The 26,807-nt window shown below is 59.1% G+C and carries 22 protein-coding genes; 13 read left to right on the forward strand and 9 right to left on the reverse strand.

What is annotated here, in order from left to right; all coding sequences use genetic code 11:
- Positions 1–195: 195 nt before the first annotated feature.
- Positions 196–1,113: a segregation and condensation protein A gene (locus DYE40_RS01085; RefSeq protein ID WP_115307357.1), complete on the reverse strand. Its 918-nt coding sequence runs from the start codon at positions 1,111–1,113 to the stop codon at positions 196–198.
- Positions 1,110–1,823 (reverse strand): S-methyl-5'-thioinosine phosphorylase, encoded by a 714-nt coding sequence (locus tag DYE40_RS01090; RefSeq protein WP_115307358.1) that lies wholly within the window; start codon positions 1,821–1,823, stop codon positions 1,110–1,112. The genes DYE40_RS01085 and DYE40_RS01090 overlap by 4 nt, the downstream gene beginning before the upstream one ends.
- A 132-nt stretch (positions 1,824–1,955) precedes the next feature.
- Here DYE40_RS01090 and DYE40_RS01095 point away from each other — a divergent pair, with 132 nt between their 5' ends.
- From DYE40_RS01095 to DYE40_RS01135, 9 genes are all read left to right on the forward strand, one after another.
- Positions 1,956–2,837 carry a DMT family transporter gene (locus DYE40_RS01095; RefSeq protein ID WP_115307359.1) on the forward strand — a complete coding sequence of 294 codons (882 nt, stop codon included), beginning with the start codon at positions 1,956–1,958 and terminating at the stop codon, positions 2,835–2,837.
- Positions 2,838–2,987: 150 nt separating this feature from the next.
- Positions 2,988–3,455 (forward strand): 6,7-dimethyl-8-ribityllumazine synthase, encoded by a 468-nt coding sequence (gene ribH / locus DYE40_RS01100; RefSeq protein WP_115307360.1) that lies wholly within the window; start codon positions 2,988–2,990, stop codon positions 3,453–3,455.
- A 91-nt stretch (positions 3,456–3,546) separates the two neighbouring features.
- Complete coding sequence (nusB, locus tag DYE40_RS01105; protein WP_115307361.1) at positions 3,547–3,975, forward strand: transcription antitermination factor NusB; 429 nt, start codon at positions 3,547–3,549, stop codon at positions 3,973–3,975.
- A 91-nt stretch (positions 3,976–4,066) separates the two neighbouring features.
- Positions 4,067–4,705 carry a Smr/MutS family protein gene (locus tag DYE40_RS01110; protein ID WP_115307362.1) on the forward strand — a complete coding sequence of 213 codons (639 nt, stop codon included), beginning with the start codon at positions 4,067–4,069 and terminating at the stop codon, positions 4,703–4,705.
- A gap of 436 nt (positions 4,706–5,141) precedes the next feature.
- Positions 5,142–7,817: a pyruvate dehydrogenase (acetyl-transferring), homodimeric type gene (gene aceE, locus DYE40_RS01115; protein WP_115307363.1), complete on the forward strand. Its 2,676-nt coding sequence runs from the start codon at positions 5,142–5,144 to the stop codon at positions 7,815–7,817.
- Between the two features lie 308 nt (positions 7,818–8,125).
- A complete protein-coding gene (gene aceF / locus DYE40_RS01120) occupies positions 8,126–9,742 on the forward strand; it encodes a dihydrolipoyllysine-residue acetyltransferase (RefSeq protein WP_115307364.1) in 1,617 nt (538 codons plus the stop codon).
- A 101-nt stretch (positions 9,743–9,843) separates the two neighbouring features.
- Positions 9,844–11,637, forward strand: a complete 1,794-nt coding sequence (lpdA, locus tag DYE40_RS01125; RefSeq protein ID WP_115307365.1) for a dihydrolipoyl dehydrogenase — start codon at positions 9,844–9,846, stop codon at positions 11,635–11,637.
- 232 nt (positions 11,638–11,869) lie between these two features.
- Positions 11,870–12,070, forward strand: a complete 201-nt coding sequence (locus tag DYE40_RS01130) for a hypothetical protein (RefSeq protein WP_115307366.1) — start codon at positions 11,870–11,872, stop codon at positions 12,068–12,070.
- A gap of 23 nt (positions 12,071–12,093) precedes the next feature.
- A complete protein-coding gene (locus tag DYE40_RS01135; protein WP_115307367.1) occupies positions 12,094–12,585 on the forward strand; it encodes a DUF4124 domain-containing protein in 492 nt (163 codons plus the stop codon).
- Between the two features lie 132 nt (positions 12,586–12,717).
- On the opposite strand, the gene DYE40_RS01140 is transcribed toward DYE40_RS01135, so the two are convergent.
- The 3 genes from DYE40_RS01140 to ppsA all read right to left on the reverse strand — a co-directional run bounded on the left by DYE40_RS01140 (position 12,718) and on the right by ppsA (position 19,776).
- Entirely contained in the window at positions 12,718–13,647 is a 930-nt protein-coding gene (locus DYE40_RS01140) for a pseudouridine synthase (protein WP_115307368.1), read from the reverse strand.
- Positions 13,648–13,696: 49 nt separating this feature from the next.
- On the reverse strand, positions 13,697–17,266 hold the full coding sequence (recB, locus tag DYE40_RS01145) for an exodeoxyribonuclease V subunit beta (RefSeq protein ID WP_115307369.1): 3,570 nt from the start codon (positions 17,264–17,266) through the stop codon (positions 13,697–13,699).
- Between the two features lie 113 nt (positions 17,267–17,379).
- Entirely contained in the window at positions 17,380–19,776 is a 2,397-nt protein-coding gene (gene ppsA, locus DYE40_RS01150) for a phosphoenolpyruvate synthase (protein ID WP_115307370.1), read from the reverse strand.
- 398 nt (positions 19,777–20,174) lie between these two features.
- On the opposite strand from ppsA, the gene ppsR reads away from it, so the two are divergent.
- Both ppsR and DYE40_RS12110 read left to right on the forward strand, forming a co-directional pair.
- On the forward strand, positions 20,175–20,993 hold the full coding sequence (gene ppsR, locus DYE40_RS01155; protein WP_115307371.1) for a posphoenolpyruvate synthetase regulatory kinase/phosphorylase PpsR: 819 nt from the start codon (positions 20,175–20,177) through the stop codon (positions 20,991–20,993).
- 262 nt (positions 20,994–21,255) lie between these two features.
- Positions 21,256–21,468, forward strand: coding sequence for a hypothetical protein (locus tag DYE40_RS12110; RefSeq protein WP_147286541.1), 213 nt, complete (start codon positions 21,256–21,258; stop codon positions 21,466–21,468).
- Positions 21,469–21,895: 427 nt separating this feature from the next.
- Here DYE40_RS12110 and DYE40_RS01160 read toward each other — a convergent pair whose 3' ends face one another.
- Together DYE40_RS01160 and DYE40_RS12115 are read right to left on the reverse strand one after the other, a co-directional pair.
- A complete protein-coding gene (locus DYE40_RS01160) occupies positions 21,896–22,864 on the reverse strand; it encodes a glycosyltransferase (RefSeq protein ID WP_172461181.1) in 969 nt (322 codons plus the stop codon).
- A gap of 51 nt (positions 22,865–22,915) precedes the next feature.
- Positions 22,916–23,113 carry a hypothetical protein gene (locus DYE40_RS12115; protein ID WP_147286542.1) on the reverse strand — a complete coding sequence of 66 codons (198 nt, stop codon included), beginning with the start codon at positions 23,111–23,113 and terminating at the stop codon, positions 22,916–22,918.
- Between the two features lie 116 nt (positions 23,114–23,229).
- Here DYE40_RS12115 and DYE40_RS01165 point away from each other — a divergent pair, with 116 nt between their 5' ends.
- Positions 23,230–23,994, forward strand: a complete 765-nt coding sequence (locus DYE40_RS01165) for a sulfite exporter TauE/SafE family protein (protein WP_115307373.1) — start codon at positions 23,230–23,232, stop codon at positions 23,992–23,994.
- 70 nt (positions 23,995–24,064) lie between these two features.
- Here the strand turns inward: DYE40_RS01165 and gatB are convergent, their stop codons facing one another.
- Entirely contained in the window at positions 24,065–25,495 is a 1,431-nt protein-coding gene (gene gatB, locus DYE40_RS01170) for an Asp-tRNA(Asn)/Glu-tRNA(Gln) amidotransferase subunit GatB (protein ID WP_115307374.1), read from the reverse strand.
- A 156-nt stretch (positions 25,496–25,651) separates the two neighbouring features.
- A complete protein-coding gene (locus tag DYE40_RS01175; RefSeq protein ID WP_115307375.1) occupies positions 25,652–26,269 on the reverse strand; it encodes a trimeric intracellular cation channel family protein in 618 nt (205 codons plus the stop codon).
- A gap of 141 nt (positions 26,270–26,410) precedes the next feature.
- Between DYE40_RS01175 and DYE40_RS01180 the strand changes: the two genes are divergently transcribed.
- Positions 26,411–26,704 (forward strand): hypothetical protein, encoded by a 294-nt coding sequence (locus DYE40_RS01180; protein ID WP_115308226.1) that lies wholly within the window; start codon positions 26,411–26,413, stop codon positions 26,702–26,704.
- Positions 26,705–26,807 lie beyond the last annotated feature (103 nt).

A 26,807-nucleotide genomic window follows, 5' to 3' on the forward strand; every position in this document is an offset into this window, starting at 1 on the left:
CTGCGTTTTCAGACGGCCTTTCGTATTAGAGAACAACACGCAAATATCCGTCATGCTGTTTGCACCCGGGTAGGGTGTGTGGCGCAGCCACGCACGCGGTTTCAGAATAGTTGCAAAACAAAGAACACGTGCGTCGCTGTGCGGCACGCGCTACATCAGCGGCAGAGGCCGTCTGAAACCTTTGTTTAACGCTTTTCAGACGGCCTGTTCGGCTTCCGAGGCCGTCTGAAAAGCGTGTGCTTCGTTTTGCGTCATGTCCGCGCCTTCGTGCAGGGCGATTTCGATTTCGCCGCAGGGTTCGTTTTGGCAGATGAGGATGAGGCCTTCCTTGGCCAGTTCGAGCAGGGCGATAAAGCTGACGACGACATAGGCCGGACCTTGTTCGGGACGGAACAGGCGGCTGAAGCGGCAGGGTGCGTCGGCGAGACGGCGCAAAATGGCGGCCATTTGGGCGCGTACGGACAGGGCTTCTCGGACGACGCGGTGGCTTTTGTTGCGGTCGGCGCGGGAGAGGATGGCCAACCAGGCCTGGGTGAGGTCGGCAGTCTGCACTTCGGGCAGACGGGTTTCGGCGGCAATTTCAAGCGGGAGGTAGGCCCAGAGGAAGTCGCGGCCGGCGCGGGGGAGTGCGTCGAGATTTTGCGCGGCGAGCTTCATCTGCTCGTAGGCAAGCAGGCGGCGGACAAGTTCGGCACGCGGATCTTCTTCGTTTTCTTCTTCCGTGCTTTCCTGACGCGGCAGGAGCAGGCGGGATTTGATTTCAATCAGGACGGCGGCCATCAGCAGGTATTCGGCGGCCAAGTCGAACTGCCGGGCTTCGATGCGGGCGATGTAGTGCAGGTATTGCTCCGTGATGCGCAGCATGGGGATGTCGAGTACGTCGATGTTTTGCTTGCGGATGAGGTAGAGCAGCAGATCGAGCGGGCCCTGGAAGCTGCCGAGGATGATTTGCAGCGCGTCAGGGGGGATGAAGAGATCGGGGGGAAGGTCGGTTACGGCTTGGCCGAAGATATGGGCAACGGCATTTGCAGGCTGCTCCGCCGCCGCTCCGCCGGCGGTCAATGCGGCCTGCGGGGCGTGTGCGGACGGGTTTCCGGCGGCGGACGGGTTCATGGCGTGCGCCAGTCTGCCAGCAGGCGGCGGATTTGGGCGATGGTGTGGCGCGAATGGCGGTCGCGCTCTTGCGGCGCGGTGTCGCAGGCGGCAACAATGCCGCACAGGCAGGCGTAGGGCAGGCCATCTTCGCGGGCGAGGATGGCTTCGGGCATTCCGGTCATGCCGTAAATGTCTGCACCGTCGCGGCTCAGGCGGATGGTTTCCGCACGGGTGGGGCTGCGCGGCCCCTGGATGCAGGCATACACGGCCTGCGTCAGAACGGGTGTGCCGCAGGCAGCTGCATGGCCGGCCAGGGCTTGGCGCAGGACGGGGTCGTAAGGCTCGGTAAAGTCGGTACGCACGACTTGGCGGCCGTCGTTTTCAAAGAAGGTGGCGGCACGGCCGCAGGTGTAGTCGATAAGGTCGTGGGGCAGCACCAGCGATCCTGCGGGCAGCGCGGGATTCAGCGATACGGCGGCAGATACGGCGATGATTTCTTCCGCACCGGCTTCGCGCAAGGCGCGGATATTGGCGCGGTAGTTGATTTCGTGTGGGGCAAGGCTGTGGTTGAGGCCGTGGCGGGCGAGGAAAAGGATTTCGCGTCCGACGACGCGCCCGCTCAGCAGCGGGGCGGAAGGCAGGCCGTAGGGCGTGCGCACGATGCGCCGGCCGGTAATTTCGAGTTCGGGAATGTGGGTAAGGCCGCTGCCTCCGATAACTGCCAGCATGGCGGGTGGTCCGTTGGAAAAAAGGCGGCATTGTAAACGATGTGCGCAAGGGCGGGAAACGCGGAGGCCGTCTGAAAAAACGCTTTGGTCTATAATGCGCCGCCTCAATCTTTAAAATAAGAAAAGCACAATATGTCCGCAAACCCCGAAAAATACGCCGCGCCGCTGCTGATAATCGGCTGCGTGGTGTTCGGGCTGGGAAGCCTGATTGTCAAATTCGTGCCCATCGGCAGCTTTGCCGCCGCATGGTGGCGGCTTTTGGTGGCGGGCATGGTTTTCTGGCTGCTGATGCGCCGCTTCGGCCAACGCCTGCCGCAAAGCCGCGCCGCCGTCTGCTACGCCCTGCTCTCGGGTGCGGCACTCGGCTTCGATCTCGCGCTGTGGCACGAAAGCATACACGCCGTCGGCCCCGGTATTTCCACCCTGCTCAACAGCCTGCAAATCTTTTTTCTTTCCGCCATCGGTTTTCTCTTTTTCGGCGAAAAACTTTCCCGCCTGCAAACAGCCAACCTCTTTCTCGCCGCCGCCGGCGTGGCGATGATTGCCGCTCCCGAATTCGGCCGCAACAGCGGCGCGGCCTGGGGCTTTGCCGCCGGCATTGTTTCCGGTGCGATGCTTGCCCTGTCGATGGCGGCCGTACGCAAAACCCATCAGGCCGAACCCGTCGCCCTGTTTCCCCTGATGCTGCTGGTGAGCGCGGGCGGCATACTGGCCCTGACCCTGCCCGCATTGGTATTCGACGCACACCGCTTCTACCCCGCCACCCTGCGCGACATCTTCCTGATACTGGTTTACGGCATCGTGATGCAGTGCTTTGCCTGGGGGCTGATTGCCTACGCCATCCCCCTGCTCTCCCTGTCGCTGACCGGCCTTTTGCTGCTGAGCGAACCCGTGGCCGCGCTGGCCATCGACTTCCTCCTGCTGGGCAAACCGATTACCGCCGTGCAGTGGTGCGGTGCCGCGCTCACCCTGTTTTCCATCTACCTCGGCTCACTCAAAAGCAAGGCGCACTGACTTTTCGTGTAAAATCGCGCCCCTGCCCGCCAAGGCCGTCTGAAAACACATCCGGCCGGCAAACCTGCCCGTAGCAAACACGCAAAGCATCCTTTCAGACGGCCTCCCGCACCGCATTCCCGACCAACCCGAATCGAAACAAGGAACCCCATGAACATCATCACGCCCAACCTCGACGGCACCCACCTGCGCATCGGCATCGTCCAAGCCCGTTTCACCAACGAAGTCGGCTCCGCCATGCTCGAAGCCGCCGCCGCCAAACTGCGCGAACTCGGCGTAAAAGACGAGAACATCACCGCCGCCACCGTACCCGGCGCACTCGAAATCCCCCTTGTGCTGCAATCCATGGCCGGCACCCAGCAATTCGACGCACTCATCGCCGTCGGCTGCGTCATCCGAGGCGAAACCTACCACTTCGAGCTGGTCTCCAACGAATCCGCCGCCGGCATCACCCGCACCACCCTCGATTACAGCATCCCCATCGCCAACGCCGTCCTCACCACCGAAAACGACGAACAGGCACACGCACGCATCGTCGAAAAAGCACAAGAAGCCGCCATAGCCGCCGTCGAATGCGGCAACCTCGTCAATACCCTACTCGGCGAACAGGAAGACTAAACCTCCCGCCGACGGCCCGCAGCAAGCCGCAGGCCGTCTGAAAACCGCCCTGCACCGCCCGAACCCGTTTCCGGCACAATAAAGGAATACCATGAAAGCCAGCCCCCGCCGCCGCGCCCGCGAATTTACCGTACAGGCACTCTACCAATGCGCCCTCAACGGCGCGTCCGCCCCCCAAGTGGCGCAAAACATCCGCGAAGCCTCCGACTACCCCCGCGCCGACGGCGAACTCTTCACCGCCCTCTTCTTCGGCGCACACAGCAACAGCAGCGAATACATGCGCCGCATCCGCCCCCTGCTCGACCGCGACGAAAAAGACATCAACCCCGTCGAACGCGCCATCCTCCTCATGGCCTGCCACGAACTGGCCGCCATGCCCGAAACCCCCTACCCCGTCATCATCAACGAAGCCATCGAAGTGACCAAAACCTACGGCGGCACCGACAGCCACAAATTCATCAACGGCATCCTCGACAAACTCGCCGCCGAGCTGCGCCCCAACGACCCGAAACGGCATTGAGGCCGTCTGAAAAAGGCCGTCTGAAAACACAAACAGGTTTTCAGACGGCCTCAACCGCAGCGGCACAACCCCGACAGCGACAAAACACAGCATGAACACCGAAAACAGCTTCCGCGACACACTCGAGGCCCTGGGCAGGCAGGCAAAACGGCAAAGCGAAGCCGAAAAAGCCAAACAGCGCGCAAACGCGAAACAGCAGGCAGAGGAACCCGATTTCGCCGCCCTGATGGCCGACGTAACACCACTAAAAAACACCAACCGCCGCCCACCCGAACGCGACACCACCCCCATCAAACCCCGCCCGAAAGACAATGCCCGCGACGACGACGACGGCAACTTCTACATCGGCGACGGACAATGGACGGACATCCCCGCCGAATTCAGCAAAAACGGACGCGGCCAAGCCGACATCAAACGCCTGCAAAGCGGCTACTACGCCGTCTGCGCCGATGTCGACCTCCACGGCTACACGCAGGAAGAAGCCCAGCAGGTACTCAACGAATTTATCGTTTTCGTGCAAAAACGCGGCGTATGCGGCGAAATCATCCACGGCAGCGGCCTCGGCTCGGCAGGCTACCGCCCGAAACTGAAACACCTCGTCCGCCGCTGGCTGATGCTGCACCCCGAAGTGCTGGCCTACGCCGAGCCGCATAAAGGCAACGACGGCGCAGTGAGAATCCTGCTGAAACGGCGGCGCGGCCCGGAAGAAGAAAACGGCCAAACACCCTGACCGCCCAAACATACAAATGCGGCCTGCCTTTACTGTTTTTAACCCGTTTCAGGCCGTCTGAAAACCACTCCCGTCCGGCAAAGCCCGTTTTCGTTTTTCAGCGTTTTTGCTCCATTCCGAACCGGCTTCGCGCAAAACCCCTTCCCAATCCGTTCGCAAACGAAAAACAAGCCGCACAGCCGGCCGGTGTTTTTTTGATTCCGCACAAAGAAAGCCGCCACCCCGTTTGCAAGCCCGCCCGATAACTGATAGCATTTTGCACCAATAGCCGTCCGCTACAAGAAATACGACACCCGCGCCACCGGCGCGGCATACGCAGAACCGGGCGGCAAGACCCACACGGGTACAGGACGTTTTTCAGACGGCCTGCCCCGCTGCATCAAAAAAGGCGGCTTTGCCGTGTTCCGTAACTCTCAAATCATGAAGGGATAATCCCATGTCCAACAAACCCAACGACATCGATCCAATCGAAACCCAAGAATGGCTGGATGCGCTCAGTTCCGTGCTGGAAAACGAAGGCTCGGAAAGAGCGCATTTTCTATTGGAAAACCTGGTGAAATACACCCGCCGGCGCGGCGTGCACCTGCCGTTTGATGCGACAACCGCCTATCTGAACACCATCCCCACAGGCAAAGAACAAAAATCCCCGGGCAACCACGAACTCGAACACCGCATCCGCTCCGTCATCCGCTGGAATGCGGCGGCAATGGTGCTGCGCGCCAGCAAGAAAAATCTGGAACTGGGCGGCCACATCGCCTCCTTCCAGTCTTCCGCCACCCTGTACGACGTAGGCTTCAACCACTTTTGGCGCGCCAAAAACGAAGCGGCCGGCGAAGAAGGCGATTTGGTCTATATCCAAGGCCACTCCGCACCCGGCTTCTACGCCCGCGCCTATATCGAAGGCCGCCTTACCGACGAACAGCTCGACAACTTCCGTCAGGAAGTCGGCGGCAAAGGCCTGCCCTCCTACCCGCATCCCCACCTCTTGCCCGATTTCTGGCAGTTCCCCACCGTATCCATGGGTTTGGGGCCGCTGATGGCGATTTATCAGGCGCGTTTTCTGAAATATCTGGAATCGCGCGGCCTGGCCAAAACCAAAGGCCGCAAAGTATGGTGTTTCTGCGGCGACGGCGAAATGGACGAGCCCGAAAGCCAGGGCGCGATCGCACTGGCCGCACGCGAAGGTTTGGACAACCTGATTTTCGTCATCAACTGCAACCTGCAACGTCTCGACGGCCCGGTACGCGGCAACGGCAAAATCATCCAAGAGCTGGAAGGCAACTTCCGCGGTGCGGGCTGGAACGTGCTGAAAGTCATCTGGGGCAGCCGCTGGGACGGCCTGCTCGCCCGCGACACCAACAACGCCCTCAAACAACGTATGGAAGAATGCCTCGACGGCGACTACCAAACGTTTAAATCCAAAGACGGAGCGTATGTGCGCGAACACTTCTTCAACACCCCCGAGCTCAAAGCCCTCGTGGCCGATATGTCCGACGACGAAATCTGGGCATTAAACCGTGGCGGCCACGACCCGCACAAAGTCTATGCCGCCTATCACGAAGCCGTAAACAACCCGGACGGCCGCCCCACCGTGATTCTTGCCAAAACCATCAAAGGCTACGGCATGGGCGCATCCGGCGAAGGCCAGAACATCGCCCACCAGGCGAAAAAAATGGACGTGAAATCGCTCAAACAGTTCCGCGACCGCTTCGGCATCAATGTGAGCGACGAGCAGATCGAAAGCGGCAACCTGCCCTACTTCCGCTTCCCCGAAGACAGCCCCGAAATGCAGTATATGCGCGAACGCCGCAACAGCCTCGGCGGCTACCTGCCCCAGCGCAACCCCAACACCGAGGCCCTGCCGATTCCCGCCCTGAGCGACTTCGACGCGCAGCTCCAATCCAGCGGCGACCGCGAATTTTCCACCACCATGGCTTTCGTGCGCATCCTCGCCACCCTGTTGAAAGACAAGCAGATCGGCCGCCGCATCGTTCCCATCGTTCCCGATGAGAGCCGTACCTTCGGCATGGAAGGTATGTTCCGCCAATACGGCATCTGGAATCCCAAAGGCCAGCAGTACACCCCGCAGGACAAAGACCAGCTCATGTTCTATAAAGAGAGCGTGGACGGCCAAATTTTGCAGGAAGGCATCAACGAACCCGGCGCGATGGCCGACTGGATTGCCGCTGCCAGCAGCTACGCCAACAACCGCTTCGCCATGATTCCGTTCTATATTTACTACTCCATGTTCGGATTCCAGCGTGTCGGCGACCTCGCATGGGCAGCAGGCGACCTGCACGCGCGCGGCTTCCTCTTGGGCGGCACCGCCGGACGCACCACACTCAACGGCGAAGGCCTGCAACACGAAGACGGCCACAGCCAGGTACAGGCCGACCTCATCCCCAACTGCATATCCTACGACCCCACCTTCTCCTACGAAGTGGCCGTCATCGTCCACAACGGTTTGCAGAGAATGTACGTCGATAACGAAGACGTATTCTTCTACATTACCCTGATGAACGAAAACTACACCCACCCCGCCCTGCCGCAGCGCGAAGGTATCGAAGAGCAGATACTCAAAGGTATGTATCTGCTGCGCGAAGGCGGCGAAGGCGGCAAACGCGTACAGCTTATGGGTTCGGGTACCATTTTGCAGGAAGTCATCCACGCCGCCGACCTGCTGAAAAACGACTTCGGCATCGAAGCCGATATTTGGTCCTGCCCCTCTTTCAACCTGCTGCACCGCGATGCCATCGAAGCCGAACGCTACAACCGCCTGCACCCTTTGGGCGAACGGAAAGTCCCCTATGTAACCGCCCAGCTCGAAGGACACGAAGGCCCCGTGGTTGCCGCCACCGACTACATCCGCAGCTTCGCCGACCGCATCCGCGCCTATATTCCGAACGACTACCATGTCCTCGGCACCGACGGATTCGGCCGCTCCGACAGCCGCGCCAACCTGCGCTCCTTCTTTGAAGTAGACCGCTACCACGTTGCGGTAACCGCCCTGAGCGCACTGGCCGACCAAGGAAAAGTCGACAAACAAACCGTGCAGCAGGCCATCGAAAAATACGGCATCCAAGCCGACGTTGCGCCAAGCTGGAAACGTTAAGTGCGCAAGGCGGCCTGTGAACACCGTTTTCGCGATTTTCAGGCCTCCCCGCACAGACGTAAGGCCTTTCAGACGGCCTCACAGCAGCCGGCAATGCGTCCTGCACGCGCCCGGACATACCAAGCTGCCGAAAGGCCGTCTGAAAAAGCATTACCGTAATCCGGCAGAAAACATAACGGCAGACAAGCCGCAAATGTTTTGGAAGACGGGAACAGCCCGGAAAAAGTCCGTCCGAAAAGAAAAAACGTTTTCAGACGGCCTCCGCAGGCAGCCCGTCCTTCCCCCAAACAAATAACCTAAGGAAAAACATGAGCATCGTAGAAATCAAAGTCCCCGACATCGGCGGCCACGAAAACGTGGACATCATCGCCGTGGAAGTCAAAGCAGGCGACACCATCGCCGTGGACGATACCCTGATTACCCTCGAAACCGACAAAGCCACTATGGACGTACCTGCCAGCGATGCCGGCTTGGTTAAAGAAGTACGCGTCAAAGTAGGCGACAAAATCTCCGAAGGCGGCGTGATCCTTACCGTCGAAACCGACGCGGCAGCCTCCGCAGCTCCTGCTGCGGCCGCACAGCCTGCCGCCGCAGCGGCACCCGTTCAGAGTGCGCCCGCTGCCGCCGGCGGCGCAACCGTCCAAGTCCTCGTACCCGACATCGGCGGCCACACCGGCGTGGACGTGATTGCCGTCGAAGTCAAGGCCGGCGACACCGTCGCCGTGGACGATACCCTGATTACCCTCGAAACCGACAAAGCCACGATGGACGTACCCTGCACCGCCGCAGGCGTGGTTAAAGCGGTCTGCCTGAAAGTGGGCGACAAAGTTTCCGAAGGCAGCGTCATCATTGAAGTGGAAACCGCAGGCGCAGCCCCCGCACCTGCCGCTTCTGCGCCCGCTCCTGCTCCCACACCTGCCGCCCCTGTCCAGCCGGCTTCCGCACCCGCTCCGTCTGCCGCACCCGTTGCCGCATTCGGCAGCACGCCCGTCAACGAAACCGGTTTTGCCAAAGCCCACGCCGGCCCCTCCGCCCGCAAACTTGCCCGCGAATTAGGCGTAGACCTTAGCCTTGTCAAAGGCAGCGGCGCGAAAGGCCGCATCACCAAAGACGACATCAAATCCTACGTCAAAGCCGCCATGCAGGGCGGAGCGGGCAAACCCGCCGCCGCTGGCGCATCTTTGGGCGGCGGACTGGATCTCCTGCCGTGGCCGAAAGTCGATTTCGCCAAATTCGGCGAAATCGAAGTCAAAGAACTCTCCCGCATCAAAAAAATCTCCGGCCAAAACCTGTCGCGCAATTGGGTGGTCATCCCGCACGTTACCGTCAATGAAGATGCGGACATGACCGAGCTGGAAGAATTCCGCAAACAGCTCAACAAAGAATGGGAGCGCGAAGGCGTGAAACTCTCGCCGCTGGCCTTCATCATCAAAGCCAGCGTTGCCGCCCTTAAAGCCTTCCCCGAGTTCAACTCGTCCTTAGACGGCGATAATCTGATTCTGAAAAAATACTTCCACATCGGCTTTGCCGCCGACACGCCCAACGGCTTGGTTGTGCCGGTAATTAAAGACGTGGATAAAAAAGGCCTGAAAGAAATCAGCCAAGAGCTGACCGAGTTGAGCAAAAAAGCCCGCGAAGGCAAGCTCAAACCGCAGGAAATGCAGGGCGCGTGCTTTACCATTTCCAGCCTCGGCGGCATCGGCGGCACCGGCTTCACGCCGATTGTGAACGCACCCGAAGTAGCCATTTTGGGCGTGTGCAAATCGCAGATGAAACCGGTATGGAACGGCGCATCGTTCGAGCCGCGCCTGATGTGTCCGCTGTCGCTGTCGTTCGACCACCGCGTGATCGACGGTGCGGCAGGTATGCGCTTTACCGTATTCCTGGCCAACCTGTTGAAAGACTTCCGCCGCATTACGCTGTAACAAACCTTTTCAGACGGCCTCTCCAAAGGCCGTCTGAAAAAAATAAGGCTGCCGTTTGCGGCAGAAAGACATTTGCTCCCGCACAAGCATAAAGGTAAAAAATGAGCTTGATCGAATTAAAAGTCCCCGACATCGGCGGACATGAAAACGTGGACATCATCGCCGTAGAAATCAAAGCCGGCGACACAGTTGCCATCGATGACACCCTGATTACTTTGGAAACCGACAAAGCCACCATGGACGTGCCTTCCGAAGCGGCCGGTGTGGTAAAAGAAGTAAAAGTTGCAGTCGGCGGCAAAATCTCCGAAGGCGGCCTGATTGCCGTAATTGAAACAGCCGCAGCGGCAGAAACCGCCAAATCCGAAGCAGCACCTGCGCCCGCTGCGCAGCCCGAAGCACCGAAAGCCCCCGCACCCGCACCGCAGGCGGCCTCCTTCGGCGGCACCGCCGATGCCGAATACGACGTAGTGGTATTGGGCGGCGGGCCGGGCGGATACTCTGCCGCCTTTGCCGCCGCCGACGAAGGTCTGAAAGTCGCCATCGTCGAGCAGTACAAAACCCTCGGCGGCGTATGCCTGAATGTGGGCTGTATCCCGTCCAAAGCCCTGCTGCACAATGCGGCAGTCATCGACGAAGTCAAACACTTGGCCGCCAACGGCATCAAATATCCCGCGCCGGAAATCGACATCGACATGCTGCGCGGTTACAAAGAAAAAGTCATCGGCAAACTCACAGGCGGCCTGGCCGGCATGGCCAAAGCCCGCAAAGTCGATTTGATTCAAGGCAAAGGCGAATTTGTCGGCTCGAACCATATCGAAATCAGCCTGACCGAAGCGGCGCAATACGACGGTGAAATTACCGAAACCGGCGAGAAGAAAACCATCGCCTTCAAAAACGCCATCATTGCCGTGGGCAGCCGCGTGGTAAATCTGCCGTTTATCCCGCAAGACCCGCGCATCGTGGACAGCACGGGCGCACTCGAATTGCGCCAAGTGCCGCAAAAAATGCTGGTTATCGGCGGCGGCATCATCGGCTTGGAAATGGGTACGGTGTACAGCACGCTGGGCGCGCGCCTCGACGTAGTCGAAATGATGGACGGCCTGATGCAGGGCGCAGACCGCGATTTGGTCAAAGTGTGGGAAAAAATGAATGCCCACCGTTTCGACAACATCATGACCAACACCAAAACCGTGGCTGTAGAAGCCAAAGCAGACGGCATCTATGTGAGCTTTGAAGGCGAAAAAGCCCCCAAAGAGCCGCAGCGTTACGATTTGGTACTGGTGGCCGCAGGCCGTGCGCCCAACGGCAAACTGTGCGGCGCGGAAAAAGCCGGCGTGGCCGTTACCGATCGCGGTTTTATCGAAGTCGATAAGCAAATGCGTACCAACGTGCCGCACATCTACGCCATCGGCGACGTGGTCGGCCAGCCCATGCTGGCGCACAAAGCCGTACATGAAGGCCACGTTGCCGCTGAAAACTGCGCCGGCCACAAAGCCTATTTCGATGCACGCGTGATTCCCGGTGTGGCCTACACCGATCCCGAAGTGGCTTGGGTGGGTGTAACCGAGGAGATTGCCAAGCGCGACGGCATCAAAATCACCAAATCCGTGTTCCCGTGGGCTGCTTCCGGCCGTGCGATTGCCAACGGTCGCGACGAGGGCTTCACCAAGCTGATTTTCGATGCCGAAACCGGCCTGATTATCGGCGGCGGCATTGTCGGCACGCACGCCGGCGATATGATCGGCGAAATCTGTCTGGCCGTCGAAATGGGCTGCGATGCGGAAGACATCGGCAAAACCATCCATCCGCACCCGACTTTGGGCGAGAGCATCGGTATGGCTGCCGAAGTGGCAATGGGAACGTGTACCGACCTGCCGCCGCAGAAAAAGAAATAAGCATTCCGCCGGCATGTAAAGAGCCGCACAGAGGCCGTCTGAAAATGTGTTTTCAGACGGCCTTTTCTAATGTGATTGTTTGCTTAAACACAAAAAACGCCGCCCAAGCACATTCAATCCGCATCATGGCCGCCCTGCGCACCGTCTGCGGCCGGCCGTATGATATGTGTTTGTACCATTTCGCTATATAATCGTACTTCGGGCAGACAAAATCCTCCGGAAAGGAAAAGGTATGGCAACGGAAAAAATCTACTACGCGGCAGTTATTCTCACCGCTGCCGTTTCCGTGCTGCTTTCTCCTTTTTTCCTTGTCCGCCGCAGCCGCAGCGGTCGGAAAGCCGTCCCGCCCTCCAAACGGCAGTGGCGGATTGCCTTTGCCGCCAATTTTACCGCCGCAGCCATCCTACTGCTGGCCTGGTATCTTTGGTTTTAACCTTAAACAAGAAAGGAATATCCGTGAAAACAAAATACGCCGCCGCCCTGTTACTGGCCTCCGCACTGCCCGCCTCCGCCGCCGTTTACACCTGCACCGACAGCAAAGGCCGCACCACCTATACTTCTGCTCCCGTGCAAGGCAGCAGCTGCAAAAAAGACGATTTAGACCGCGCCTCCACTTATTCCACCCTGCCCGCACCGAAGAGCAGCTACCAGCCGGCGCAGACATACGGACAACAACCATCGTCGGCCAAGCAACAGCCTTCCGTTGCCACCTTGGGTGCGGACGAACAGAAACCGGCCAGTCGTGATCAGATTGCCGCCGCCCGCAAACGCCTCAGCGATGCCAAAAAAGCCTTGGAAGAAGGCAAAAAAATACGCTACGGCAACGAGCGCAATTATGCGAAATACTTGGAGCGGATTGCAGGCTTGGAAAAAGAAGTCAAACTGGCGGAAGAAAATCTGGCCAAGCTGTTGGGCACCGGCAGCGGCAGCGGTATATCTTCGTATTGATACCGGACCGTTCCGCAAAGAAAAGGCCGTCTGAAAAAAGCGATATGCTTTTTTCAGACGGCCTTTTCTTTTATAGCGGAATGAAGCAGCCGGGATACAAGGCAGCAAGACGCGGCAGAGCCGCAGGTTTTTTTACAACATCCGCCTGCTTTCAAAGTGCCGCTTTTCTCCGGTAAACGGGTCGGTAAAGGCAATCGAACGCGCAAGCAGTTTCAACGGTTTGGCGTAATCGGGCAAACCGTCGGGCAGCGGCACGGGATAGAGCGGATCGTTCAGAATCGGCAGCCCGAGCGAGGCCATATGGACGCGCAACTGGTGTTTCTTGCCGCTGATCGGACGCAGACGGTAGAGGGCAAGGCCGCCGCCCAAGTCTTGCACGTCTTCCACCACAGTATGCGCATTGGCGGCACCTGCGGTTTCACACATCAGAAAAAACGGATGGCCGCGCTCAATGCGCGATCGGATGTGCAGCGGAAGTGCCATTCCGGTGCGGGCGGCGGCAAGTGCTTCATAGCTTTTTTCCACCCGCCGTTCCTGAAACAGCATCTGGTAGGCGCTGCGGCTTTCGCGGCGGCGGCAGAACAACACCACGCCCGCCGTATCCTTGTCGATGCGGTGCAGCGGCGCGATTTCGTCAGGGTCGGTGTCCTGCAATTCCGGACGCAGACGCAGGCGGGTCAGCAGCGTTTCGCGCAGAAAGCGTCCGCTGGGCACCACCGGCAGAAAATGCGGTTTGTCCACGGCAAGCAAATGCCCGTCCGTATACAGGATTTCCTCTTGAAACGGAATTTCCGGCTCGTCGGCCGCCACGGCCTCGCGGTAGTAAAACAGCCTGCCGCCCGGGACAAACGGCGCGTCGGGGGCAAGCGGCCGCCATTGGCTGTCGAAAATCCCGCCGGCCGCCAGCCGCGCCAGCCACGTTTCCCGAGGCACATAGGGGAAACGGCGGCAGAGATAGTCGGCCAAAAGCGTGCCCGCCAAAGCCGAATCGCAGGGCAGGTTCAGATAACTGGGGCGGATGCCGTCCGAACCCGGACGGGGATGCTTATTCGTAAACTTCATAACGCGGTATCCGTGTTTTCAGACGGCCTGTTTTGTTTTCCGGCAAGGTTCACAGCCATTCAGCCAAATGGCGGGCATCGATGTCCCATTCCCAGATGCCGTTGCGGTTTTGACTGTTAAGGCCGCGCAGGAAGAGATAGCGTATGCGGACGGATGACACGGGGCGGCGGCGTTGTTTGAACAGGCGGGCGGCGGCAAGGGCGTAAATCCAGGCTTGGAGGTAGTAGTGGTGTTCGGCGATTGCCCCGTCGAGGGCGGACGCGGTGTAGCTGCCGTGGCTGTTGCCGAGGTGGTTGGATTTGTAGTCGATGACGCAGGGTTGGCCGTCTGAAAGCAGGCAGAGCATGTCGATATAGCCGTTTAGAAAGCCTTTGAGGGTGCCGAAGTCCAGCTTTTCGGCGGCGGCGAGACAGAGCGGGGAGAGTCCGGCGGCGGCAAGGCTGTTTTTCAGACGGCCTGTATCGAGGCGGTCGAAATGCATGACGAAGCCGGTTTCGCCGGCCTGGCGCACCGGTGGGACGGCGGCCAGACTTTCGCCCTGCCAAAGGTCGGCGGCGGCGGTCTGCTCCATGGTTTGGGCAACCGCGCCCAACCATTCGCTGCCGTAGCCGTAGCGGGACAGCGTGTCGGCGATGAGGGGCTGCTGTTCGGCGGCAGGCCGTCTGAATTGGTATTTTTCGAGAATCTCGTGCAGGCAGACTCCGGCCTGTGCGCCTTGTGGAAAACGGAAGATGTCGAAACAGGCATTGTCTGCGCCGCCTGCGGTATCGGCAGACGGGCTGCGTTCGGCGGAGTCGAGGGCGGGCTGCATGGTGTCGCCCCCGTCGTCCGTGCCGCCGCTGCGGGTAAGGCTGCGGGTAAGGCCTGTGAAGCTGGTGTGGCGGACAAATTCAAAGCGGCGCGGGGGATATTCGGCCGCGCGGTATCCGCCTGCGCTGCGCGGCGGCATTTGGAAAGAGGCGGGAGGCGGTGCGCCTTCCTGCCAGCAGACGGCATCGGGAGGCAAGTTTTCCACCCAGTCGAGCCAGTTGCGGCGCAGCATTTCGGCCGGGTTTTCCGCATTTTTACAGGCCGTCTGAATATCGGCGCGTGCGGCATCGGGCGCACCTTCGAGCAGATAGGCGAAGGTGCTGCGCGGGGTGTTGCCGCAACAGGCGGCGTAGATGACAAGCTGTTCTTCGGCGCGGGTCAGGGCGACGTAGAGCAGGCGCAGGCGTTCGCCGAGGTCTTCGTCCTCAAGCTGCTGCCTGTCCGCTTCGTCAAGCTGGCTTTTTTCGAGCAGTTCGCTGCCGTGTTCTCGGCGCAGGATGTTCCAGTTATTGCTGCCTGCTTTGGGCGTGTCCCATAGAAACGGGCAGAAAACGAAGGAATATTGCAGGCCTTTGGCAGCGTGGACGGTTACGATTTTGACGAGGGCTTCGTCGCTTTCCAGACGCAGGACGGTGTTTTCGGCCGGCTGCGGCTGCTGCATTTGCACAAGCAGCCAGTTGTGCAGCGAAGAGGGTGTGTGGGCGGCTTCGTCTTCGGCGGCGAGGAGTTCGGCAAGCTGGCGGAAGTTGGTCAGGCTGCGTTCGTTGCGCTGCACAAGCAGGCGGGTTTCGAGGCCGTAGCGGCGGGAGAAGGCGGCAAGGGCGGCATAAATACCCTGCTGCTGCCAGATTTCGCGGCAGTATTCGGCGGCGGCGATGTGTTCGGAGAGTTTTTTTTCGTCGCGGTTGAGCGCGTAGAGTTCTTCTGCGGTGTGGCAGAAGAGTATGCCGGCAAGGACGAAGCGCAGGGGCTCGGTGCGCTGCGGTTCGAGCCAGAAGCCCAAGAGGGCGGCCAGGGCTTCGGCTTCGGGGCTTTGGAACACGGATTCGCGCTGGACGGAAACGCTGCGGATGTTGCGTGCGGCCAGGGCGCGTTTGATCATGCTGCCCTGGTTGTGGGTGTGGACGAGGACGGCAATCTGCCCGCTCTCTACCGGGCGGCCGTTGCAATTCAGACGGCCTCCGCCTGCCAGGTTGAGCAGGCCGGCAATTTCGTCGGCGCAATAGTCGGCGGCCCGTTGGCGCAAGATGTCTTTATTGGCGGCGGCTTCGCCGGCTTCGTTCAGCCAGCGTACGCGCACGGGCGGCTGCGGCGGACTGACGCGGCTTTCGGCACGCGGGGCGGATACGGCGGGATAGGCTATGCCTTCGAGTACGAAGGGGCGTTGTTTGCGCATAAAAAGGCTGCCGACGGTATCGGTCAGGCTGCGGTGGCTGCGGTAGTTGTGCGCGAGGGTGTAGCAGTCGGGCGTGTCGGCGGCGGCTTGCAGGTAGGCGTGGATGTCTGCGCCGCGAAAGCCGTAGATGGCCTGCTTGGGATCGCCGACGAGAAACAGCGGGCAGTCGTGCTGCACGAAGATGCGGCGGAAAATTTCGTATTGCAGCGGGTCGGTGTCCTGAAATTCGTCAATCAGGGCAACCGGCCAGTTTTGCGCGATGGTTTGGGCAAGCCGTTCGCGGTGTGCGCCTTCTGTCAGTGCGTGGTACACGTCGAGCAGCAGGTCGTCGGGGGTGCGCGTCTGCCTGGTCTGCCGCTGCGCGTCGGCGGTTTGGCGGACGTATTGCAGGAAGTCGAGTTGCAGGGCGATCAGGGCTTCTTGTTTGGCGGCGGCAAGGTCGATGGCGGCCCGGCGGATTTTGTGGAAGGAAGACAGTGCGTCAATGTCTTGCACGGAAAGCGTCCGGCCTTTTTTGACGGAAGTGTCGAGGGCGAGGTATTCGGGCGAGAATATGTCTTCGCCGTTGCTGTTTTGCAAAAGCGCGATGACTTTTTCAGACGGCCTCTCCTGCGTTTCCAGCAATACGGCCAGCTCGGAGAATTTGTTTTCGTAAGTGCTTTTACGGAATTTGCTGCCGTTCAAATCGGGATGCACGCGCCAGAATGCCGCGCACGAATCCGCAAACCGCTGCCGGAATGCCTGCCATTGCGCCGCCGCCGTTCCTACGGCCTGCGCCAAATCGGTTTGCGGCCGTCTGAAAGACAGATCAGGGCGGGCGAGGCTGCAGGAAAATTCCTGCAACAGGTTTTCCGGCAGCAGCCCCGCGTCAAACGCCAGCCGCGCGTTTTGCGCATCGTGCGCAACGTGCAGCCGCCAAAAGTCCTGTGCGTAGGTTTCCAGCCTGCGGCGGCCGTTTTCGTCAAACTCGGTATCGAAGGGCACTTGGCAGAGGAAGGCGTAATCGCCCAAAATCCGTTGGCAGAAGCCGTGTATCGTGTAAATCGCCGCATTGTCAAACTGCGACAGCGCGGCTTTCAAACGCAGTTCCAAACGTTCGCACGGCTCCTGCTGCCGTGCCCGTTCCAACAGCTCCCGCATAAACGGGTCGGCTTCGCCTTCCGTTTCGTCGCCACGGATGCGGCGCAATGCCTCGTCCAGCCGCGAACGCAGGCGGGTTTTCAACTCGGCGGTGGCGGCTTTGGTAAACGTTACCACCAGCACTTTGTCCACCGGCAGTTTTTCCAGCAGAATCAGGCGGGCAAACAGGGCGGCAATGCCGTAGGTCTTGCCGGTGCCGGCAGAGGCTTCGATCAGCGCGGTGCCGCCGACGGGAATGGCCAGCGGATCAAACGGTTGGGCGGTATCAGACATGGCGGGAAAACGGAATTGGCAGGGAGGCGGGATTATAGCAAGGCGGGGAAACGGTTTGAGGCCGTCTGAAAAGCCATACCCGCTTCGGCGGAAGCGGGTATGGCTTGTATGGACTACGCTTTGCGGCTTCGGGCTTCTTTGGCCAGATACAGCCAGGTTTCAATGACTGTGTCCGGATTTAGAGAGACGGTGTCGATGCCTTCGTCCACCAGCCATTTGGCAAAATCGGGATGATCCGAGGGACCCTGCCCGCAGATGCCGACGTATTTGTTGAGCTTGCGGCAGGCGGAGATGGCCAGATGCAGCATGACTTTGACCGCCGGATTGCGCTCGTCGAAAGTGGAGGCAATCGAGCCGCCGCTGTCACGGTCGACACCCAAAGTAAGCTGGGTCATGTCGTTCGAGCCGATGGAGAAGCCGTCGAAGTATTGCAGAAACTGTTCGGCCAAAAGCGCATTGCTCGGCACTTCGCACATCATAATAAGGCGCAGGCCGTTTTTGCCGCGCTCCAAACCGTTGGCTTTGAGGGCTTTAACGACGGCTTCGGCTTCTGCGAGCGTGCGCACGAAAGGAATCATGATTTCGACATTGGTCAGCCCCATATCGTCGCGCACGTATTTGAGGGCTTGGCATTCGAGTGCGAAACATTCGGCAAAATCTTCGGAGACATAACGCGCCGCGCCACGGAAACCGAGCATGGGGTTTTCTTCGTGCGGCTCATAGCGGCTGCCGCCGATCAGACCCATATATTCGTTGGATTTGAAATCGGACATACGGACGATGACTTTGCGCGGGAAAACGGATGCGGCCAGCGTGGACACGCCCTCGGCGATTTTATCGACATAAAAACCGACCGGCGAGGCATAGCCTGCAATGCGGCTTTCTATTTCCTCGCGGATGTCCTCATCCTGTTTGTCAAATTCGATTAAGGCTTTGGGATGGATGCCGATTTGGCGGTTGATGATAAATTCCATGCGGGCAAGGCCGATGCCTTCGCTGGGCAGGCCGGAGAACGAGAAAGCCAGCTCGGGGTTGCCGACGTTCATCATGATTTTGACGGGCGGCTCGGGCATATTGTCCAAAGCCACATCGTTTACTTCGACATTGAGTATGCCTGCGTAAATCAGGCCGGTATCGCCTTCCGCACAGGACACGGTTACTTCCTGTCCTTCCTGCAAAACCGCAGAGGCGTTGCCGCAGCCGACAACGGCAGGGATGCCCAGCTCGCGTGCGATAATGGCGGCATGGCAGGTGCGTCCGCCACGGTTGGTTACGATGGCGGCGGCGCGTTTCATTACCGGCTCCCAATCGGGATCGGTCATGTCGGTAACGAGCACGTCGCCCTCTTGCACGCTGTCCATTTCCGATGCGTCTTTGACCAGACGCACTTTGCCCTGGCCTACTTTCTGGCCGATGGCGCGTCCTTCGCACAGGACTTTTTTCTCGCCTTCGATGGCATAGCGGCGCAGGCTGCGGCCGCCTTTTTCCTGGGATTTCACGGTTTCGGGGCGTGCCTGCAAAATGTAGATTTTGCCGTCGATGCCGTCGCGCCCCCACTCGATGTCCATCGGGCGGCCGTAGTGTTCTTCGATGATAAGGGCGTATTTGGCCAGCTCGGCAATTTCTTCGTTGCTGACGGAAAACTGCTTGCGCTGTTCGGCAGGCACGTCCATTACCTGCACGGATTTTCCGGCCTGCGCGTTTTCGGTGAAGACCATTTTGATGAGCTTCGAACCCATGGTTTTACGCAGGATGGCGGGTTTTCCGGCACGCAGGGTGGGCTTGTGGATATAAAATTCGTCGGGATTGACCGCGCCCTGCACCACCATTTCGCCGAGGCCGTAGGACGATGTGAGGAATACAACCTGGTCGAAGCCGCTTTCGGTGTCGAGGGTAAACATCACGCCCGATGCGCCGTGGTCGGAACGCACCATACGCTGCACGCCTGCCGACAGGGCGACGATGTCGTGGGCGAAACCTTTGTGGACGCGGTAGGAGATGGCGCGGTCGTTGTAGAGGGAGGCGAATACGTGTTTCATTGCCTCTTTGACATTATCCAATCCGTTGATATTCAGGAAAGTTTCCTGCTGTCCGGCAAACGAGGCATCGGGCAGGTCTTCGGCAGTGGCGGAGGAGCGGACGGCAACGGAAACGGCATCCGTACCCGCATCGGCCACCAGCTTCTCCCATGCTTCGCCGACGGCCTGATCCAATTCTTCGGGAAACGGCGTTTCCAAAATCCATTGGCGGATTTCCTTGCCCACCCGCGCCAGTTCGTTCACATCGGATACGTCCAAACCGGCAAGAGCCTGCGCGATGCGCTCGTTCAGACCGTTGTGCGCGAGAAAGGCGCGGTAGGCTTCGGCGGTAGTGGCGAAACCGCCCGGCACACGCACGCCTTTTTCTGTGAGCTGACTGATCATCTCACCGAGCGAAGCATTCTTGCCGCCCACGCTGTCCACGTCGGTCATACGCAGATTTTCAAACCAGATAACGTAATTTGCAGCCATTTTGTGTCGTCCAAATCAAAGGTTGTAAAAAGTAAGGGGATACGGTGCGGCATTTTAACCAGCCCGCGCCGCCCTGTCATGTGTTTTTCCCGCAGCAAACGCATACAGGCCGTCTGAAAAACCGTGCCTCCGCGCGGTGTAACCTGCTGTAAGTATATATGCGGGCTATGTTTTAAAAACAGCAAAACACAACCGTATCTTACATTTAAATACATTCCGCAACTTTTATATACGTACCAAGCACGCTTCTTTCCGCGAAATAACGGTGTGCAAACCGTATTGCTGCCGTTTCCCGCCGCCGTGTAGCCGAATGTAGTTTTTGCGGCGCACTTCAATTTCAGACGGCCTCTTGCTATCATCCCCACCCTTTTACAACCCTTTGCAAAGCGAGCCGCATCATGTCGCGCCGAGCCGCATTTTTCATTTCCGACCGCACCGGCATTACCTCCGAAAGCATGGGCGAAGCCCTGCTCGACCAGTTTCAGGACATCAAATTCAAGCGTTCCACCTATCCCTTTGTGGACACGCCGGAAAAAGCCCGGGCAATGGTGCAGATTATCGAAACCTCCGCCCGGCAGACCGAGCTGCGCCCGCTGGTGTTTTCCAGCATTATCAACGAAGAAATCCGCGCCATCATCCGCAGCAGCCCCGGCCTGCACCTGAGCTTTTTCGATGCCTTTCTCGGCGTGCTCGAAAACGAATTGGGCACCAAAGCCCGCCATGAGGCCGGACGCACCCACGGCATTGCCGACAGCGCGCGCTACGAAGCCCGTATGGACGCGGTAAACTTTACCCTCAACCACGACGACGGCGTAAGCGACAAAAACCTGAACGATGCCGATGTGATTCTGATGGGCGTGTCGCGCAGCGGTAAAACCCCCACCTGCCTGTATCTCGCCCTGCAATACGGCATACGCGCCGCCAACTACCCGCTCACGCCCGACGATTTGGACAAGCCCGACCTGCCGCCGATGGTCAAGCCCTACCGCAGCAAAATCTACGGCCTCACCATCCAGCCCGAGCGGCTGGCCGACATCCGCGAAGAACGCCGCCCCAATTCCAACTATGCCAGCCTCGCCACCTGCAAGCAGGAAGTGGCCGACGCGCAGGCCATGTTCCGCCGCTTCGACATTCCCCACACCAACACCACCCACAAATCCGTCGAAGAACTCGCCGCCAGCATCATCCAGGCCTGCGGGCTGAAACGGCGGTTTTGACCAGCTGCCCGATAAAGAGAGGCCGTCTGAAAACGGATTTTCAGACGGCCTCTTGCTTGGTTTCGCGCTAACGTTCTGTGTAGGGTGTGTGGCACAGCCACGCACGCGTTCTGCAAAATACAAACAGGCCGTCTGAAAATGCAAACTACGGATTTCAGACGGCCTTTCTCATCCTTATCGGCAAACAGGCAATTGCGGACGACAAACGCGTGCGTCGCCGAGGCGACACACCCTACGGTTGTAGATCGCGTGTGCACGCCGCTTGGACGGCCGTCCCCTCCCCTGCGGCGGGCAGAAACAAACAGGCCGTCTGAAAACGGGTTTCGGCAAAACCGAGTTTTCAGACGGCCTGTGTAGGGCTTGTGGCACAGCCACGCACGCGGCTTTGGGGGTTTCAGACGGCCTCTATACCCGAAGTGCTAGACGAATAGTCAGACGCGTGCGTCGCTATGGCGACACACCCTACGGCGGATAATCGCGGGTGTACGCCGTTCCGACGGTCTCCCCCTTCGTAAATGAAAACAGACAAACAGGCCGTCTGAAAACGGGATTTTGGCGAAAACTGCGTTTGCTAACAGCCTGTGTAGGGTGTGTGGCACAGCCACGCACGCGGCTTTGGGGGTTTCAGGCGGCCTCTGTACCCGAATAGTCAAACGCGTGCGTCGCTATGGCGAGACACCCTACGGCGCAAATCGGACGCGTGTGCGTCGCTTAGTCGGCACATTCTGCCCATCATGCAAACGACGATGTTTTTATTTGCTTCGTTACAAAACACAGAGGCCGTCTGAAAAGCAGATTTTGTTTTTCAGACGGCCTGTCGGGGCAAAAGCAGTCGGGCTTTTGATTGGGTGTCCAAACTGCGCCCCTGCGGAACGGATGCGTTTTCAGACGGCCTGTTCGTGTCAGAGCGTGTTTTCCCGCTCCCTGTGGTCGAAGCCCCATTTCGGGCGGCACAGCAGCAGGTGCCACAGCACCAAAGCCCGATAAACATAAGCCTTGTCGGCATATTTGCGCCGTTTTTTCAGCGGCAGCAGCGACAGCAGGCTTTGCGCGAGCGCGTTTACCGTGGTGCGCAGCAGCGTGCCCGCATACAGCACGGCCACCGCCGCCGCGCCGTAGTGTTTGGCGAAATATTTGTAGCGCGAATCCTGAAACTGCACCCGTGCCGCCACCGGCCGTTTGTTCGCGCTCTCGCCTTGCAGGTGCAGAAGGTGCGCCTGCGGCTGGTAGGCAATGCGTCCGCCTGCGCGGATGATGCGGCGGCAGAAATCGGTTTCTTCAAAAAAGAAGAAAAAGCGTTCGTCGAAAAAGCTGCCGTCTCCGCCCAAGCCCAATGCGCGCAGCTTGTCCAAATCCAGGGCCATGCAGGGGCCGACTATGCTGTTTACCAGACAGGGCGCGTCTTTTTTGTAGTCTAAGAGCCGCCGTGCCACGCTGCGGTTGGTCAGCTCGGTAAGCAGCGTCGGCTCGGGCACGACGGCGGCTTGCAGGCTGCCGTCTTCGCGGCGCAGCTCGGGGCAGGCGAGCGCGGCATCAAACTGCCGCAGCGCATCGGCCAGCAAGGCCGCTACGTCGTTTTGGAACTCGATGTCGGTGTTCAGCACCAGCGCGTAGCGGGTTTTTGCCCGTGCCAAGCCGGCATTGGCGGCGGCGGCAAAGCCGGAGTTGTAGCCGATTTCCACCAGTTCGGCTTCGGGCAGCCGCGCCCGTATTTGTGCGCATGAGTCGTCGGTGGAGCCGTTGTCGGCCACGATAATGCGGTAGGGCATATGCAGCTTGTCCAGCGTTGCCGCCGCACGGAGCAGCAGGTCCGCCGAATTCCAGTTGATAAACACCAGCGAGATTTCCGTCATTTCGGATAAACCTTTCATAAAAAACGCAGCCCTGCCGCCGCAAGGCCGTTGTGTTGCCATAACGGCGCGTTACACGGCGTGCGGGCCGTCTGAACATTGGCCTCTGTACGGCCGTATTTTCAGACGGCCTCTGCGTATTGGCGCGGGGCAGGCAGCGGCAAAGCAAGAGAGGCCGTCTGAAAAATCCCAAGCCGTTTTCAGACGGCCTTTGCGCGGTCTGGCGGCAAACCGTTCCCAAACGCGGGCGCGGCCGCAATGCGGATGCAAGGTTTTTTGTCATACGGTTTTCCAAGCTATACATATAAGCAAACAATCTAAGCCGGCCGGCCGTTTGCCCCTATACTGCCGCGCCCCGACACACCGCATACACATAAGGAAAAAATATGGATTGGACTGCGAACGACTGGATTATCGTCTGCTTTTTTGTCATCGGCGCACTTTTGCACGGCATCACCGGCTTCGGCTACCCCATCGTCGGCACCGCCGTGATTGCCGGCTTTTATCCGCTCAAAACCGCCGTGGCGATGGTGGTGCTGCCCTGCCTGGTCATCAATATTATGATGCTGCGCACCGGCGAAGGGTTCAAACACAATATTCTGACGTATGGCCGTTCCTTTTTTCCCTTGTTTGCCAGCAGCTTTGTCGGCGGGCTGATCGGTATCGGCCTTTTGCTGTTCCTGCCCGAGTCCGGCCTGAAAATCTTTCTCTGCCTTACCCTGCTGTTTTACGTTTTCACCCAATACAGCCGCTTCCGCATCCGCTTTAAAAAAGACAACATCACCATGGCCGTTTTCGGCTTTTTTGCCGGCATCGTCGGCGGTGCCACCAACGCCATCGTTGCCTTTCTGATGATTTACCTCTTGGGCACCGACCGCAACAAAACCGAAATGGTGATGGCCAACAACATCAGCATCCTGATTACCAAGCTCATCCAAATCGTGATGCTGTTTCCCGTGATTGCCGCTTTCGGGCAGAAAGACTGGCTGCTGCTTTCGGCGGTGATTGTGATTTCTCTGGGCTTTATGTATGTGGGCAACCACATCCGCCACCGCCTGCCGCAGCGCATTTTCAACCACGCCGTCGCCGCCATGCTGCTCGCACTCGGTCTGTATGCCGGCTATCAGGGCTATCAGGGCATGGCCGCATAGCGCACCGGCGAAGGGAAAGGCCGTCTGAAAGACAAACAGGTTTTCAGACGGCCTTTCCGACTCCAAACCATCAGCCCAGTTTGGCTTTCACCAGCTCCTGCACCTGAGCGGGGTTGGCTTTGCCTTTGCTGGCTTTCATCACCTGGCCGACTATGGCATTGAGGGCTTTTTCGTTGCCCGCTTTGAACTGCTCCACCGCTTTGGCGTTGGCCGCCAGCACTTCGTCCACCATCGCTTCAATCGCGCCCGTGTCGGTAATCTGCACCAAACCGTGTTTTTCGATGATCTGCTCCACCGTGGCTTCGGGTTCGGCCCACATGGCTTCAAAGGCTTTTTTCGCCAGTTTGCTGCTCAGCGTGCCGTCGGCGATTTTGCCGATCAGGGCGGCCAGACGTGCCGCGTCTATCGGGCTTTGCGCCAGCTCCAAACCTTCTTTGTTGAGCGCGGCAGCCAATTCGCCGTTCACCCAGTTGGCCGCAAGCTTGCCCTGTCCGCTCGTTTTGGCGGCGGTTTCAAAGAAGGCTGCCTGAAAACGGCCGGCGGTCAGCAGCCGCGCATCGTATTCGCTCACACCGTAATCGGCCACAAAACGCTGCGCCATTTCAGACGGCAGCTCGGGCATTTCGTCGCGTGCCTGCTGCAACTGGCCGTCTGAAATGATGACGGGCAGCAAATCGGGGTCGGGGAAATAGCGGTAGTCGTGCGCGTCTTCTTTCAGGCGCATCACGCGGGTTTCGCCTTTGTCGGGGTCGAACAGCATGGTGGCCTGCTGCACTTGGCCGCCGTCTTCCAAAATCTCGATTTGCGCTTCCACTTCGTAGTTGACCGCCTGCTCCAAAAAGCGGAACGAATTTAGGTTTTTGATTTCGCGGCGCGTGCCGAACTCGGCCTGGCCTTTGGGGCGCACCGATACGTTGGCATCGATGCGGAACGAACCCTCGGCCATATTGCCGTCGCAAATATCCAGCCACGTTACCAAGCCGTGCAGGGCTTTGGCATAGGCCACCGCTTCGGCGGCGGAACGCAATTCCGGTTCGGACACCACTTCCAGCAGCGGTGTGCCGGCACGGTTCAAATCGATGCCCGTTGCGCCGTTCAAGCCTTCGTGCACCGATTTGCCCGCGTCTTCTTCCATGTGGGCGCGGGTTACGTTGATGGTTTTCACTTCATCGCCCACCACGATTTCCAGCTTGCCGTGTTCCACAATCGGCAATTCCAACTGGCTGATCTGATAGCCTTTCGGCAGGTCGGGGTAGAAATAGTTTTTGCGGTCGAACACGTTTTTCCGGTTGATTTTGGCGTTCAATGCCAAGCCTAATTTAATGGCTTTGGCCACCACTTCGCGGTTCATCACCGGCAGCACGCCGGGCAGCGCGCATTCCACCACGCTGGCGTGGGCGTTCGGCTCCGCGCCAAACGCCGTGGATGCGCCGCTGAAAATTTTGGATTTGGTGTTGAGCTGGACGTGGATTTCCAGTCCGATTACGGTTTCCCAGGTCATAGATGGTCTTTCTGAATGGAGATAATGGGGATACGGTTCAGGTTGGTTCAGGCCGTCTGAAAACAGGCTGAGGCAAAGCGGCGCATTTTAACTGTTTTCCGCTTTTCAGACGGCCTTTTCATATCAGGCAGGCCGTCTGAAAGCATTGCGCCCGCATCAGTATTTCTTTTGGAAACCCGGAAGCTGCCAATGCAGATGGTAGGCGGCCAGCCGCAGCAGGCAGCCGCCGGCAAAGAGCAGGTTGAGGGTGAAAGCGTTGTTCCAGCCCAGCCTGTCAAACAGATAAAGCAGCGCGGCAATGGCGATGGCGACGGTGCCGTAAAGGTCGGTTTTCAAAATCATCGGCATCCTGTTGACGAGTATGTCCCGCGCCATGCCGCCGCCGACGGCGGTTACAAACGCCAGCAGCACCACGCCGAACAGGTTAAGCCCCATCGCCAGGCCGACCTGCGCCCCCGTGATGCTGAACGCGGCCAAACCGACGGCATCGGCAGTAATAAAAGCGGTTGTGAGCGCGGCTTTGCGGTATCTTTCCAAATGCAGCAGCCAGGATACGGCCAGCGTGGCAAACACCACCACCAGCGCGTCGGTATGCTGGAACACCTGCGGGATGCGGCTGACCAGCGCGTCGCGCATCATGCCGCCACCCACGGCGGTAAGCAGCGCGGCAATGGCCACGCCCATCATGTCGAGCCGTTTTTCATAGCCGACCAGATAGCCGGAAAAGGCAAAAGCGGCCGTGCCGGTATAGTTGATGAGATCGGTGGGAGTCATGGTCATGGTTTGTGTGTTTTTCCGTATTGCGTGCGGTGCGGCGGATTATATCCAATGTTGCCCGCCCGTATTGCGGCAAATGGCAAAACAGGCCGCCCTTCTGCTAACATCCGCCGTTTTGCACCCGCAACTGTCTTAATAATGACGAACCCATCCCGCCCCTCCCCCATCCCGCTGCGGCTGGCCGCCGTTACCCTGCTGCCGCTGCTGTGCGCGTTGTGGTTTTACTTCCGACCCGCCGCCAACCGCACCGGCTTCCTTATCGACGGCATCATCATGGCCTGCCTGTGCACTTTTTTATTCAAATACATCCTGTTTGCCTGCATCGGCCACCACCTGCGTGGAGAGATGCGGCTGAAACGCCAAACCGCCCTGCTCTTTCTGCCGCTTGCGCTGTTTGCCGCGTACATCTGCCGCTATTTCGGCGCGTTTTGAAGCCTGCGGCTTGACAAAGCATAACGGCGGGTTTAAAGTCCGCCCCATTCATTTACCTCCGCTTACGGAAAACGCCATGCAGATTCGCGCCGCCGCTTACTTT

The sequence above is a fragment of the Kingella potus genome, assembly GCF_900451175.1.
Taxonomy (GTDB): Bacteria; Pseudomonadota; Gammaproteobacteria; order Burkholderiales; family Neisseriaceae; genus Neisseria; species Neisseria potus.

Bases quoted from the DNA above. Each gene is read 5' to 3' on its own strand.
- DYE40_RS01180 (WP_115308226.1), top strand. From the start codon at position 26,411: ATGACGAACCCATCCCGCCCCTCCCCCATCCCGCTGCGGCTGGCCGCC.
- recB (WP_115307369.1), bottom strand. From the start codon at position 17,266: ATGTCTGATACCGCCCAACCGTTTGATCCGCTGGCCATTCCCGTCGGC.
- DYE40_RS01140 (WP_115307368.1), bottom strand. From the start codon at position 13,647: ATGAAGTTTACGAATAAGCATCCCCGTCCGGGTTCGGACGGCATCCGC.
- DYE40_RS01085 (WP_115307357.1), bottom strand. From the start codon at position 1,113: ATGAACCCGTCCGCCGCCGGAAACCCGTCCGCACACGCCCCGCAGGCC.
- ribH (WP_115307360.1), top strand. From the start codon at position 2,988: ATGAACATCATCACGCCCAACCTCGACGGCACCCACCTGCGCATCGGC.
- gatB (WP_115307374.1), bottom strand. From the start codon at position 25,495: ATGACCTGGGAAACCGTAATCGGACTGGAAATCCACGTCCAGCTCAAC.
- DYE40_RS01165 (WP_115307373.1), top strand. From the start codon at position 23,230: ATGGATTGGACTGCGAACGACTGGATTATCGTCTGCTTTTTTGTCATC.
- DYE40_RS01090 (WP_115307358.1), bottom strand. From the start codon at position 1,823: ATGCTGGCAGTTATCGGAGGCAGCGGCCTTACCCACATTCCCGAACTC.
- DYE40_RS01095 (WP_115307359.1), top strand. From the start codon at position 1,956: ATGTCCGCAAACCCCGAAAAATACGCCGCGCCGCTGCTGATAATCGGC.
- ppsA (WP_115307370.1), bottom strand. From the start codon at position 19,776: ATGGCTGCAAATTACGTTATCTGGTTTGAAAATCTGCGTATGACCGAC.
- DYE40_RS01130 (WP_115307366.1), top strand. From the start codon at position 11,870: ATGGCAACGGAAAAAATCTACTACGCGGCAGTTATTCTCACCGCTGCC.
- DYE40_RS01160 (WP_172461181.1), bottom strand. From the start codon at position 22,864: ATGAAAGGTTTATCCGAAATGACGGAAATCTCGCTGGTGTTTATCAAC.
- lpdA (WP_115307365.1), top strand. From the start codon at position 9,844: ATGAGCTTGATCGAATTAAAAGTCCCCGACATCGGCGGACATGAAAAC.
- ppsR (WP_115307371.1), top strand. From the start codon at position 20,175: ATGTCGCGCCGAGCCGCATTTTTCATTTCCGACCGCACCGGCATTACC.
- DYE40_RS01175 (WP_115307375.1), bottom strand. From the start codon at position 26,269: ATGACTCCCACCGATCTCATCAACTATACCGGCACGGCCGCTTTTGCC.
- aceE (WP_115307363.1), top strand. From the start codon at position 5,142: ATGTCCAACAAACCCAACGACATCGATCCAATCGAAACCCAAGAATGG.
- nusB (WP_115307361.1), top strand. From the start codon at position 3,547: ATGAAAGCCAGCCCCCGCCGCCGCGCCCGCGAATTTACCGTACAGGCA.
- DYE40_RS01110 (WP_115307362.1), top strand. From the start codon at position 4,067: ATGAACACCGAAAACAGCTTCCGCGACACACTCGAGGCCCTGGGCAGG.
- aceF (WP_115307364.1), top strand. From the start codon at position 8,126: ATGAGCATCGTAGAAATCAAAGTCCCCGACATCGGCGGCCACGAAAAC.